The following is a 254-nucleotide window of genomic DNA, read 5'->3' on the forward strand; positions in this document are numbered from 1 at the left end:
GGATAGTAGTCGAGATGAAAGTGCAGAAAATCGAACTCTTCATCGTCGCATTTCTGCCGAACGCGTTCCAGCATCACCATGTGCAGCGCGTTGGGGTCGCGCACCGAGCCGTCGAGGCGCAACGCCTTCGGCCATGTCGCATCGAGTTTCGCCGAGGTGCGGGAATCCCCGCTGGCGAACAAAGTGACTTCGTGCCCTAACGTTACCAGTTCTTCAGTCAGCCAGTGCACCACCCGCTCGGTGCCGCCGTACAG

General features: G+C 59.4%; 1 protein-coding gene. It reads right to left on the reverse strand.

The features are described from left to right. Positions 1-254 (reverse strand): glycosyltransferase (locus tag QSV46_RS40355; RefSeq protein ID WP_314964274.1); only part of this gene is annotated, 254 nt, incomplete at both ends.

It is taken from the genome of Bradyrhizobium cosmicum (genome assembly GCF_032290525.1).
In the GTDB taxonomy this organism is placed as follows: Bacteria; Pseudomonadota; Alphaproteobacteria; order Rhizobiales; family Xanthobacteraceae; genus Bradyrhizobium; species Bradyrhizobium cosmicum_A.